The organism is Streptomyces sp. TLI_171 (assembly GCF_003610255.1).
In the GTDB taxonomy this organism is placed as follows: Bacteria; Actinomycetota; Actinomycetes; order Streptomycetales; family Streptomycetaceae; genus Kitasatospora.
Map to the genome: position 1 here is coordinate 3,102,933 of NZ_RAPS01000001.1, position 12,000 is coordinate 3,114,932.

Consider the following 12,000-nt stretch of genomic DNA (forward strand, 5'->3'; position numbering starts at 1 on the left):
AATGTCAATCGGCTTCCGCGGCCCGGCGCGGCACCTCCGGAACGGCCAGCAGCGGCAGCCGCAGCGCCCCGAACGCCTGCTCCGGGACGGCGGGGCGGCGCGGTGCGACCGGGGCGACCGGCCGGTAGGCGGCGCCGGGTTCGGGGCGGGTGTCGGCCTCGCCCCGGTTGGGCCACATCGACATGGCGCGCTCGGCCTGCGCGGTGATCGTCAGGGACGGGTTGACGCCCAGGTTGGCGGAGACCGCGGAGCCGTCGACGACGCTGATCCCGGGGTGGCCGTACAGCCGGTGGTAGGGGTCGACGACACCGGTCTCGGGGCTGTCGCCGATCGGGCAGCCGCCGAGGAAGTGCGCGGTCAGCGGGATGTCGAAGATCTCGCCGGCGGTGGAGCCGGGGAAGCCGTTGATGGAGTCGGCGATCGCCCGGGCGCCTTCCTCCGCGGCGGGGATCCAGCTCGGGTTGGGCGCGCCGTGGCCCTGACGGGAGGTCAGCTTCCCGTTCTTCAGCGAGACGGTCAGCGAGTTGTCCAGCGACTGCATCACCAGGCCGATGATGGTCTTCTCCGACCAGCGGTGCTGGTTCATCGACTGGGCGAAGATCCACGGGTGCCGGGCGACCGCGCCGAGGTAGCGCAGCCAGCGCGGCCCGCGGCCGGCGCCGGTGACCTGCTGGATGGAGAGCGCGCCCATCGCGTTGGAGCCGCGGCCGTAGCGGACCGGCTCGATGTGGGTGTTGGCGTCGGGGTGCACGGAGGAGGTGATGGCGACGCCGCGGGTGAAGTCGGGGCGTTCGCCGTAGCGCCGGGTGGAGGTCTGGGCGCCGACCAGCGCCTCGGAGTTGGTGCGGGTCAGGTGGCCGAGCCGGGCGGAGATGCCGGGCAGCTGTCCGCCCTCGCGCATCCGGTGCAGCAGCGTCTGGGTGCCGTAGGTGCCGGCCGCGACGACCACCCGTTCGGCGGTGAGGGTGCGCGCCCCGGCCTTCTTGGCGCGCCGGGTGCGGGCGTCGGTGGGCAGCGTGTCGATCGCGTAGCCCTCGCCGTGCGGGCGCAGCCGCTTGACGGTGGTGAGCGGCAGGATCTCGGCGCCGGCCCGCTCCGCGAGGTAGAGGTAGTTCTCGGTGAGCATGTTCTTGGCGCCGTGCCGGCAGCCGGTCATGCACTCGCCGCACTCGGTGCAGGCCTTGCGCCGGGGCCCGGCGCCGCCGAAGTACGGGTCGTCGACCTCGCCGCCGGGGGCGGCCTTGGCCTCGCCGGCGCCGTCCTGGCCGTCGCCGAAGAACACGCCGACGGGGGCCATGTGGAAGGTGTCGCCGTAGCCCATCGCCTCGGCGGCGGCCTTCAGGTGCACGTCGGAGGGCGTCATCGTCGGGTTGAGGCGGACGCCGAGCATCCGCTGCGCCTGGTCGTAGAACGGGGCGAGTTCGGACTGCCAGTCCGTGATGTGCTGCCACTGGCGGTCCTCGAAGAACGCCTTGGGCGGCACGTACAGCGTGTTGGCGTAGTTCAGCGAGCCGCCGCCGACGCCCGCCCCGGCCAGGATCAGCACGTTGCGCAGCAGGTGGATGCGCTGGATGCCGTACAGCCCGAGGGCGGGCGCCCACAGGTAGTCGCGGGTGTCCCAGGACGTGGTGGGCAGCTCGTCGCGGCCGAACCTGCGCCCGGCCTCCAGGACGGCGACCCGGTACCCCTTCTCGGTCAGCCGCAGGGCCGCGACGGAACCGCCGAAGCCCGAACCGACCACCACGACGTCGTAGTCGAACGACACAGCCCAACTCCTAGCGATAGCGCGACAGTTCGGACGACCTCGGCTACTTCAGCCGGAAGGCCTTCATGACCTTCAGACCGGTGGTGAAGAACTCGGCGAACTTCCGGTCGTCCATGCCCATCGAGGGGCCGATCGGCAGCAGTCGCTGCACGGCGATGGTCTGCGCCTCGGTGTAGCGCAGGATGCCCTCGGCGCCGTGCCGCCGGCCGAGGCCGGAGTCGCCCATGCCGCCCATCGGCGAGGCCACCGACCCGTAGGCGGCGGCGTAGGCCTCGTTGACGTTGACGGTGCCGGTGCGCAGCCGGGCGGCGACCCGGCGGCCGCGGCGGGTGTCCTTGGTCCAGACGCTGGAGTTGAGGCCGTACGGGGTGGCGTTGGCGGCCTCGACGGCTTCGTCGTCGGTGTCGAAGCGGTAGACGGACACCACGGGGCCGAAGGTCTCCTCGGCGCACACCGCCATCTCGGGGGTGACGCCGTCCAGGACGGTGGGTTCGAAGAACAGCGGGCCGAGGTCGGGGCGGGCCTGCCCGCCGGCGACCACGGTGGCGCCGGCCTTCACGGCCTCCTCGACGTGCCGGGTGACGGTCTCCAGCTGGCGGGCGGAGACCAGCGAGCCCATGTCGGCGCCGTAGGCGAGGCCGCCGCCGAGGCGCAGCGCGGAGGTCCTGGCGGCGAACCTGGCCAGGAACTCGTCGGCGACCGAGCGGTGCACGTACAGCCGCTCGATGGAGATGCAGAGCTGGCCGGCGGAGGAGAAGCAGGCCCGCACCGCGCCGGCCGCGGCCTTGTCCAGGTCGGCGTCGGCGAGCACCAGCATGGCGTTCTTGCCGCCGAGTTCCAGCGAGGCGCCGACCAGGCGTTCGGCGGCCCGGCGGGCGACGTCGCGGCCGGTGCGGGTGGAGCCGGTGAAGGCCACGTAGTCGGCGCGTTCGACGACCTGCGGGCCGACCACGGGCCCGTCGCCGAGCACGATCTGCCAGGCCTGCGGCGGCAGCCCGGCCTCGACGAACAGTTCGCGGGCCCACAGCGCGGTGAGCGCGGTCTGGGTGTCGGGCTTGTTGACCACGGCGTTGCCGGCGACCAGGGCCGGCAGCGCGTCGCCGACGGACAGTTCCAGCGGGTAGTTCCACGGGGAGATCTGCCCGACCACGCCCTTGGGCCGGCGGGCCTCCACGGCGCTGGTCAGACCGGGGACGGCGCCGCCGCGGCGGCGGTCCTTCAGGTACGAGGATGCGGTGCGCCCGTAGTGGCGGGCGGCCGAGGCGACGGCCATGACCTCCTCGAAGGCGTGCAGCCGGGCCTTGCCGGTCTCCGCCTGGATCAGGTCGAGCACCTCGTCCTGGCGCTTCAGCAGCAGGTCGTGGAAGCGCAGCAGCACGCCCGCCCGGTGCCGCACCGACAGTGCGGCCCAGGCCGGCTGGGCCCGCCGGGCCTCGGCGAAGGCGCGCTCGACGTCCTCGGTGGCGGACATCGGCAGGACCGCCAGCGTCTCGCCGGTCAGCGGGGCGAGGGTCTCCGCGGTCTCGTCGCCGGACGCGGTGACGCCCTTCACCAGCCGCGCGATCAGCGCCGCCGGCACTGCCGAGGCGACGCTGCGGGCCGCCCCGTTCGCCGCGGGGTTGCGTCGGCCCTGGCTCGTGGTCTCCGTCATGCGGGCAGCCTAGGCCCTGAATCCCGTCTTGTGTACCCGCCGGTAACACATTGGCACGGGCCGCTCCGGCCGGTGCTACTTCGGCAGGGTGAAGTTGTTGAGCACCGTGGTGAACCGCTGCAGGCTCTGGGTCCAGTCCTTCTCGGGCCCGGAGATGTACACCATGTAGGAGGTGCCGTCGGTGTTGCGGAACTCGGCCTCCTTGGCCCGGCGCGGCACCCCGTCCTTGGTGAAGGAGAACTCCCACACCGCGCCTTCGCGGTCGTGGATCCGGGCCGGCGTCAGGCTGATCTCCCGGTAGTTGGACAGGCTCTTGCTGAGCTTGTCCTCCATCTCCAGCAGGTGTTCCTGCGGCAGCAGCGGCTGACCGGCCGTCACCGCGAACTGCAGGAAGTGCTCCATGTTGTCCGGCGTGTAGTAGACCTGGCCGCTCCTCTCGGAGCGCGCCCAGTTGCCCTCGGTGGGGATCAGGACGCGGAAGCCCGCCGGGTCGTCCCGCCAGGCCCAGCCGGCCGGGGCGGGCGCGCCGCTCGGCACCGGCTCGGTCGGGCCCGGTCCCGGGTCGACCACGGCCGGGTCGGGGTGCCGCGCCGGCCGGTTGACGTAGTAGTAGGCGCCGCCGCCGGCCCCGCCGAGCACCAGCACCGCGACCAGGGCCCACAGCACGGCGCGTCTGCGCCGCCGGCCCCGCCCCGTTGCGGCCACGGGCACCGGCACGGGTGCCGCGGCGGGCACCGTCTCCGGTTCGGGCCGCGCCGGGGCGGCCGGCTCCTCGCCGGTCCGGTCGACCACCGGCACCAGCTGGGTGGGCAGCCGGTGCTCGCCGGCCTGCGCCGGGACGCGGATGCTGACGGTGTGTCCGTCGGCGACCTCGCGCAGCAGCCGGACGGCCTCGTCGGCGGTGGGCCGCTCGGCGGGGTCCTTGGCCATCAGCGCGGCCAGCACCGGGCCGAGCCCGGCGGCGCGGCGCAGCTCGGGCAGCGGCTCGTCGACGACCGCGGTCAGCGTGCTGAGCGGGTTGTCGCGGCGGAACGGCGACTCGCCCTCGACCGCGTGGTAGAGGGTCGCGCCGAGCGCCCACAGGTCGGAGGCCGGCCCGGGCCGCTGGCCCTGGGCGCGTTCCGGGGCCAGGTAGTCGGGCGAGCCGACCAGGTCGCCGGGGCGGGTGATGTCCATCGCGCCCTCGAACTTGGCGATGCCGAAGTCGAGCAGCACGACCCGTCCGGTGCCGTGCTCCAGCAGCACGTTGGCGGGCTTGACGTCGCGGTGCAGCACGCCCAGCTGGTGGCCGCGGTGCAGGGCGGCGACCAGCTGGAGGCCGACCTCGGCGGCCTCACGGGGCGTCAGGGTGCCGTCCTGGCTGATCACGTCGGACAGCGGACGGCCGTCGACGAGTTCCATCACGATCCACGGCCGGCCGTCCTGCTCCAGCACGTCGTGGATGGTGATGACCCCCGGGTGCTTGATCCGGGCCGCGGCCCTGGCCTCGCGCTTCATCCGGGACTGGAGCATCTCCAGGTCCTCCTCCGAGAGGTGGCTGACCGTCAACTCCTTGACGGCGACCTCCCGGTCCAGCATCTCGTCCCTGGCCCGCCAGACGGTCCCCATCCCGCCGCGGCCCAGGCGCTCGCCGAGCGCGTACCGCCCGGCCAGCAGACGGCTGGTCGACTGGTCCTGTCCGCCCATGACCGTCCCCCCTTCGGTTCCCCCCATCGCCGGTCAAACGGCGTCCGTGGCACCCCGTGTGCCTGCTCGGACCGACGATCAGGAGGTAAGCCTAGGCTGCGCCGGGCCGTGCGGGAATCGCGGCCCGGGCAGTGCACCGTACGGTGACCGGCCGCTCTCAGCCTGCGACCAGGACGATCCCGGCGAGCGCCGCGACCAGCAGCACCAGCACTCCCGCGACCACAAGCGGGCCGAGCAGCCGGGGGGCGATCCGCGGTGGCCGGGCCGGGCCCTGACGGTCCGTCGACCGCTCCTCGCGCCGCCGCCCGCCGCGCGGCCGGGGCACCAGCGGACCGGCGGCCGGGCGCAGCACCGGCAGCAGCGGGTCGGGCGGGCCGTCGGGGTACGGCTCGGGCGCGAACACCAGCAGTTCGCGCAGCTCCTTCTGCACCTCGACGGCGGTGGGCCGGTGCGCGGCGTCCGGCCGCAGCAGCCGCTCCACCAGCGAGCGCAGCGGTCCGCAGCCCTCGGCGGGGTGGTGCCGGCCGTCCCGGACGGCGGCCAGCAGGGTCGGCAGGTCGTTCTCGGGGTACGGGCCGTGGCCGGTCAGCAGCCGGTACAGCAGCACCCCGAGGGCCCAGGTGTCGGCGGGCGCGCCCGGGTCGATGGCCCAGCGTTCGGCGAGCGGGCCGAGCATCAGCGCCCGGGTCTCGTACACCCGGCGCGGCACCTCGCCGCCGAGCGCCGCGCACAGCTCCTCCTCGGCCGCGCCGAGCAGCAGGCCGCCCAGCATCGCCGCGCCGTCCTCGCAGACCAGCACCGTACGCACCGTCAGGTTTCCGTGCGTCAGACCGGCCTCGTGCAGCACCCGCAGCGCGCCGGCCAGGTCCGCGCCGATCTCGGCGACCCGGTACGGCGACACCGGCCCGTTGCCGGCGAGTTGCTCCAGCGGGACGCCCGGCACCGCCTCCTCCGCCACCCACAGCACGTCCCCGTCCGGGCCGGCCGCCAGGCCGCGCAGCAGCCGCGGGTGCTTGGGCGCGGCGGCGGCGACCTGCGCGACCCGCGAGGTCAGCCGGGGCCCGTACGACGGGGTGGGCGCGCCCGGCGGATGGCCCGGCACCAGCAGTTCCGGCAGCTCCAGGCCGAACAGCCGCACCCGGGCCCCGTCGTGCACCTCCACCGCGGGAACACCGACCTCACCCTCCGAACGGTCCGTCACCCGGTACCGCCCGGCCACCACCTGTCCCGGGGCCGTTCGCATGCCTGTTCCTCACGCCGTAGTCCCGCCAGCCTACGGCCCCGGGCCGCCCCCGCCACCGCCCGGTACGCCCTTTCTGCCGTACTTCCGCCCGCCGCCCCGCGCCGGGGCGGGCGGCGCACGGGCCGTCGCGCTACGGCGCGGGCTGAAAGCTCTCGAAGGAGATCCGGCGCGCCAGCGAGCCGTCCGGGGCGGACCACACCTCCTCGGGCATCGTCCAGTAGATCGCGTAGCCGTACTTGCCGTTGCCGGTGACGAAACCGCGGTTGAGCGAGTGCAGCAGGGTGCCGGTCTTGCCGGAGTACGTCCACTCCCAGTCGGCGGCGTTGTTCCAGTTCCGGTAGGCGACCGACTCCACCCTGACCTTGCGGTAGTTGGGCATCTTGGCGTTCCGGTCGGCCTCCTGCCAGTCCTTCAGCGCGCTGTCCCCGGCGGGCGACTGCCAGTCGACGACCAGGCGCAGCCCGTGCCCCTCGAAGCGCCGGCTGGTGGCCCGGTAGTCCGGCCCCTGGTCGGTGAGCCAGTCGGGCAGCGCGATGCTGAACCCGGACTGGTCCTTGTACACGGTGTACCCGGCGGGTATCTGACCGGAGGTCAGCACCGGCGCGGGCTGTTCGCTCGCCGCGCCGCTCCCGTCCGCCGAGGGCGACGGGGACGCCGCCGGGGAGGCCGCCGCACTCGCCGGGGCCGACGCCTGCGCGCTCGGACCCGTCGCCCCGCCGGCGGACCTCGCCCCGGCGTCCTTCCCCTCCGGCCACCACACGACCAGCGCGGCCACCAGCGCCAGCACCGCGGCCACCGCACCCGCCGCCATCGCCGCCCGCCGCCGCGACACCCGGAACGGGATCCGGAGCGGCGCCAGGAGCGGCCGCGGGGCCGTCCCCGCGGTCTCCTCGGCCGCCGGCACCGCCACCGTGGGCGCCTCCGCGGGCGCCGGCACCGCCACGGTCGCCGCCTCCGGCAGCGCCTTCCCGCCGGCGATCGCCCGCAGCAGGGCCCGGGCCGCCGCGGCGTCCATCCGCTTGGCGGGGTCCTTCTCCAGCAGGCCCTCGATGACGGGCCGCAGCGGCCCGGCGTTGCGCGGCGTCGGCAGGTCCTCCGTCATCACGGCGGTCAGCGTGGCGAGCGCCGACCCGCGGTCGTACGGCGGCACGCCCTCGACCATCGCGTACAGCGTCCCGCCGAGCGACCACAGGTCGGAGGGCGGCCCGGGCTGCTGCCCGCGGGCGCGCTCCGGCGCGATGTACGAGGGCGCGCCGACCAGCATGCCGGTCGAGGTGATCGAGGTGTCGCCCTCGACGCTGGCGATGCCGAAGTCGGTGAGCACGGTGCGCCCGTCCTCGCCGATCAGCACGTTGGACGGCTTCACGTCCCGGTGCAGCACGCCCTGGCTGTGCGCGGCCCCGAGCACCCCGAGCAGGTCGAGCGCGATCTCCGCGGCCCGCTCCGGCGTCAGCGTCCCGTCCTCGCGCACCACGTCCGCCAGCGAGCGGCCGTCGACCAGCTCCATGACGATCCACGGCCGGTCGTCCTCCTCGACCACGTCGAAGACGGTGACCGCGGCGGTGTGCCGGATCCGGGCGGTGGCCTTGGCCTCGCGCAGCGTGCGGACGATCAGCCGGTGCTTCTCCGCGTCGTCGACCGCCCCGGTCATCCGGAGCTCCTTCACCGCGACGATCCGGCCGAGCACCTCGTCCTCGGCCCGCCAGACGGTGCCCATGCCTCCGCGACCGAGCACCTCGCCCAGCCGGTAACGGCCCGCCAGCAGTCGGCCGGTCGGTTCCTGCGGCTGCGTCATCGGTGCGCTCTCCCCATGCTGTTGCGTCCCTCGGCGGGTGCCCCGCCCGGGACCTGACGGCATGTCGGACCCTCGCTGGCAGCGGTCGCACGCCGGAAGCCCCCATCATCCCCTGCCCCCACCCACCCCGGCCACCCGCCCCCTCGTCGGCGCACCGGATCCGGCCTTCCCGATCATTCGCAAACCGACTGTCCAACACCCTGCGCCCACTGCTAGCCTCTGCGCGCTCTTCACATCATCACCATGGGGATCCCACATGACCACGCCCGACCCCACCACCGCTCCCCCGGCTCCGGCTCCGGCCGCAGCACCGTACGCGGGCCAGGCCGTCCCGCCCGCCGGCCAGAGCGTCCCGCCCACCCCGCAGTGGGGCACCGGCACCCAGGTGCCGGCGGCCAAGAACGTGCCGCTCGCCCTTGCCGCCGGCTTCGGCGCGATGCTGGCCACCGCCCTGCTCTACGGCTTCATCGTGAAGGCCATCGACTTCGAGATCTCCTGGATGGTCATCGGCATCGCCGCCGCGGTCGCCTACCCGCTCGGCAAGCTCGGCGGCGACAACCCGGCGCTGCGGCCGGTCGGCGCGCTGTTCACCGTGCTCGGCTTCTTCCTCGGCGAGATGTTCGGTCTCGCCCTGATCGTCCACGAGCAGACCGGTGTCTCGGTGGTCTCGGCCCTGACCGAGCACTCCGACGTGCTCTTCGACGTCTGGAAGACCGCGTTCGACGTCAAGTCGGCGCTCTTCATCGCGATCGGCGTCTTCGTGGGCTTCAGCATGACCAAGACCTTCGGCCGTTCCTGACGGTCCCTCGACCGCACGAAGGGGCCCCCGCCAGTGGCGGGGGCCCCTTCGTCCGTTCGGGGGGTCAGCGGCCGGGGTTGACCGTGACCTCGACCCGCTGGAACTCCTTCAGTTCGGTGTAGCCGGTGGTGGCCATCGCCCGGCGCAGCGCGCCGAACAGGTTCATGGTGCCGTCGGGGGTGTGCGACGGGCCGGAGAGGATCTCCGCGGTGGTGCCGACGGTGCCCAGGTGGACCCGCTTGCCGCGCGGGAGCTCCTCGTGCACGGCCTCCATGCCCCAGTGGTAGCCCTGGCCGGGCGCGTCGGTGGCCCGGGCCAGCGCGGCGCCGATCATCACCGCGTCCGCACCGCAGGCGACGGCCTTCGGGATGTCGCCGCTGTAGCCGACGCCGCCGTCCGCGATCACGTGCACGTACCGGCCGCCGGACTCGTCCATGTAGTCGCGGCGGGCGGCCGCGACGTCCGCCACGGCGGTCGCCATCGGCACCTGGATGCCGAGCACGCCCCGGGTGGTGTGAGCGGCGCCGCCGCCGAAGCCGACCAGCACGCCGGCCGCGCCGGTGCGCATCAGGTGCAGCGCGGCGGTGTAGGTGGCGCAGCCGCCGACGATCACCGGCACGTCGAGCTCGTAGATGAACTGCTTCAGGTTCAGCGGCTCGGCCGCGCCCGACACGTGCTCCGCCGAGACGGTGGTGCCGCGGATCACGAACACGTCGACGCCGGCGTCCACCACGGCCTTGGAGAACTCGGCGGTGCGCTGCGGCGAGAGCGCCGCCGCGGTCACGACGCCGGAGTCACGGACCTCCTTGATCCGCTCCTTGATCAGCTCGGCCTTGATCGGCTCCGCGTACACCTCCTGCAGGCGGCGGGTCGCCGCCGCCTCGTCGGTGATCGCGGCGATCTCCGCGAGCAGCGGCCGCGGGTCCTCGTACCGCGTCCACAGCCCTTCCAGGTTCAGCACGCCCAGGCCGCCCAGCTGGCCGATCGCGATGGCCTGCTCCGGCGACACCACGCTGTCCATCGGCGCGGCCAGGAACGGCAGTTCGAACCGGTAGGCGTCGATCTGCCAAGCGATCGAGACCTCCTTCGGGTCACGCGTACGGCGGCTGGGGACGACGGCGATGTCGTCGAAGGAGTACGCCCGGCGGCCGCGCTTGCCTCGCCCGATCTCGATCTCAGTCACTTCGAGCCCTTCTGCTGCTTTCCATCTCCCGACCGGGTCCCCCCGGCCACCCGCCAAGTATCCCGTACCGGGCCTGCCGGGGGCGCACCCCACTCCCCCGAACAGCGGGAACCGCCCGGCAGCGGTGGGCTGCGGCCGGGCGGTTCCGGTGCTCGGGGGTCTCAGCGCGCGTTGTAGTTCGGCGCCTCGACGGTCATCTGGATGTCGTGCGGGTGGCTCTCCTTGAGGCCGGCCGAGGTGATCCGGACGAACCGGCCCTTGGTCTGCATCTCGTCGATGTTCGCCGCGCCGACGTAGCCCATGGTCTGCCGCAGGCCGCCGATCAGCTGGAACAGCACCGCGGACAGCGGGCCGCGGTACGGCACCTGGCCCTCGATGCCCTCGGCGATCAGCTTCTCGTCGGAGGTGACCTCGCCCTGGAAGTAGCGGTCCTTGGAGAAGGACTTCGCCTGCCCGCGGGTCTGCATCGCGCCCAGCGAGCCCATGCCGCGGTAGGACTTGAACTGCTTGCCGTTGATGAACAGCAGCTCGCCGGGCGACTCCTCGCAGCCGGCCAGCAGCGAGCCGAGCATCACGGTGTCGGCGCCGGCGCACAGCGCCTTGCCGATGTCGCCGGAGTACTGCAGGCCGCCGTCTCCGATGATCGGGACGCCCGCGTCCTGGCAGGCCTGCGCGGCCTCCCAGATCGCCGTCACCTGCGGCACGCCGACGCCGGCGACCACGCGGGTGGTGCAGATCGAGCCCGGGCCGACACCGACCTTCACGCCGTCCACGCCGGCGTCCAGCAGCGCCTGCGCGCCGTCCCGGGTGGCGACGTTGCCGCCGACCACGTCCACCGACACCGCGGACTTGATCTTCGAGATCCAGGACAGCGCGTTGTGCGAGTGCCCGTGCGAGGTGTCGACGACCAGGAAGTCCACGCCCGCGCCGACCAGCGCCTGGGCCCGGTCGAAGGCCTCGGCGGAGGCGCCGACGGCGGCGCCGACCAGCAGGCGGCCCTCGGAGTCCTTCGCGGCGTTCGGGTACTTCTCGGCCTTGACGAAGTCCTTGACGGTGATCAGGCCCTTGATCCGGCCCTCGTCGTCGACCAGCGGCAGCTTCTCGATCTTGTGGCGGCGCAGCAGCGCCACCGCGTCCTCGCCGGAGATCCCGACCTTGCCGGTGATCAGCGGCATCGGCGTCATGATCTCGGCGACCTTGCGGCTGCGGTCGGTCTCGAAGGCCATGTCGCGGTTGGTGACGATGCCCAGCAGCTTGCCGTCCGGGTTGGCGACCGGGACGCCGGAGATCCGGAACCGGGCGCACAGCGCGTCCGCCTCGGCCAGGGTGGCCTCGGGACCGACCGTGATCGGGTCGGTGACCATGCCGGACTCGGAGCGCTTCACCAGGTCGACCTGGTTGACCTGGTCCTCGATCGAGAGGTTGCGGTGCAGGACGCCGACGCCGCCCTGGCGGGCCATCGCGATCGCCATCCGCGACTCGGTGACCTTGTCCATCGCCGCGGACAGCAGCGGGATGTTGACCCGCACGTTCCGGGAGATCCGCGAGGAGGTGTCGACCTGGTTCGGCAGCACCTCGGAGGCCCCGGGCAGCAGCAGGACGTCGTCGTACGTGAGGCCGAGCATCGCGAACTTCTCGGGTACGCCGGCGGCGTTGTAGGACATGGGGAACCTTCCGGTGGCTGGCCGTCGTTCTGCGCACGGGCGCCCGGCTTCGTCGGCCGCCAAGACGCCCGGCACGTTGGAGGAACCTCCAGGGGAACCCCGCGCGCACCGGAGAAACTTTGGCGACCCGACCAGGCGCCGATACCCCATGGTACTGGTGTGCCGGGGTACGTCGTCGCGCCCTCTTGACAACGCCCGGACCCGCGCGCTTCTT

8 protein-coding genes are annotated in these 12,000 nt (G+C 73.6%); 1 reads left to right on the forward strand and 7 read right to left on the reverse strand.

All coding sequences use genetic code 11. The features are described 5' to 3' along the window. Nucleotides 1–4: 4 nt before the first annotated feature. The 5 genes from BX266_RS14005 to BX266_RS14025 all read right to left on the reverse strand — a co-directional run bounded on the left by BX266_RS14005 (nucleotide 5) and on the right by BX266_RS14025 (nucleotide 8,140). Nucleotides 5–1,765: a GMC oxidoreductase gene (locus BX266_RS14005; RefSeq protein ID WP_099899855.1), complete on the reverse strand. Its 1,761-nt coding sequence runs from the start codon at nucleotides 1,763–1,765 to the stop codon at nucleotides 5–7. A 43-nt stretch (nucleotides 1,766–1,808) separates the two neighbouring features. Then, complete coding sequence (locus BX266_RS14010; protein ID WP_099899857.1) at nucleotides 1,809–3,416, reverse strand: succinic semialdehyde dehydrogenase; 1,608 nt, start codon at nucleotides 3,414–3,416, stop codon at nucleotides 1,809–1,811. 75 nt (nucleotides 3,417–3,491) lie between these two features. Next, on the reverse strand, nucleotides 3,492–5,102 hold the full coding sequence (locus BX266_RS14015; protein WP_099899859.1) for a serine/threonine-protein kinase: 1,611 nt from the start codon (nucleotides 5,100–5,102) through the stop codon (nucleotides 3,492–3,494). A 157-nt stretch (nucleotides 5,103–5,259) separates the two neighbouring features. Next, entirely contained in the window at nucleotides 5,260–6,345 is a 1,086-nt protein-coding gene (locus BX266_RS14020; protein ID WP_099899860.1) for a protein kinase domain-containing protein, read from the reverse strand. A gap of 130 nt (nucleotides 6,346–6,475) precedes the next feature. Continuing rightward, on the reverse strand, nucleotides 6,476–8,140 hold the full coding sequence (locus tag BX266_RS14025; protein WP_099899862.1) for a serine/threonine-protein kinase: 1,665 nt from the start codon (nucleotides 8,138–8,140) through the stop codon (nucleotides 6,476–6,478). Between the two features lie 256 nt (nucleotides 8,141–8,396). On the opposite strand from BX266_RS14025, the gene BX266_RS14030 reads away from it, so the two are divergent. Continuing rightward, nucleotides 8,397–8,939 (forward strand): hypothetical protein, encoded by a 543-nt coding sequence (locus tag BX266_RS14030; RefSeq protein WP_099899864.1) that lies wholly within the window; start codon nucleotides 8,397–8,399, stop codon nucleotides 8,937–8,939. A 64-nt stretch (nucleotides 8,940–9,003) separates the two neighbouring features. Here BX266_RS14030 and BX266_RS14035 read toward each other — a convergent pair whose 3' ends face one another. Together BX266_RS14035 and guaB are read right to left on the reverse strand one after the other, a co-directional pair. Then, entirely contained in the window at nucleotides 9,004–10,122 is a 1,119-nt protein-coding gene (locus BX266_RS14035; protein WP_099899866.1) for a GuaB3 family IMP dehydrogenase-related protein, read from the reverse strand. A gap of 161 nt (nucleotides 10,123–10,283) precedes the next feature. Beyond that, nucleotides 10,284–11,786, reverse strand: coding sequence for an IMP dehydrogenase (guaB, locus tag BX266_RS14040; RefSeq protein WP_099899868.1), 1,503 nt, complete (start codon nucleotides 11,784–11,786; stop codon nucleotides 10,284–10,286). Nucleotides 11,787–12,000: the final 214 nt, after the last annotated feature.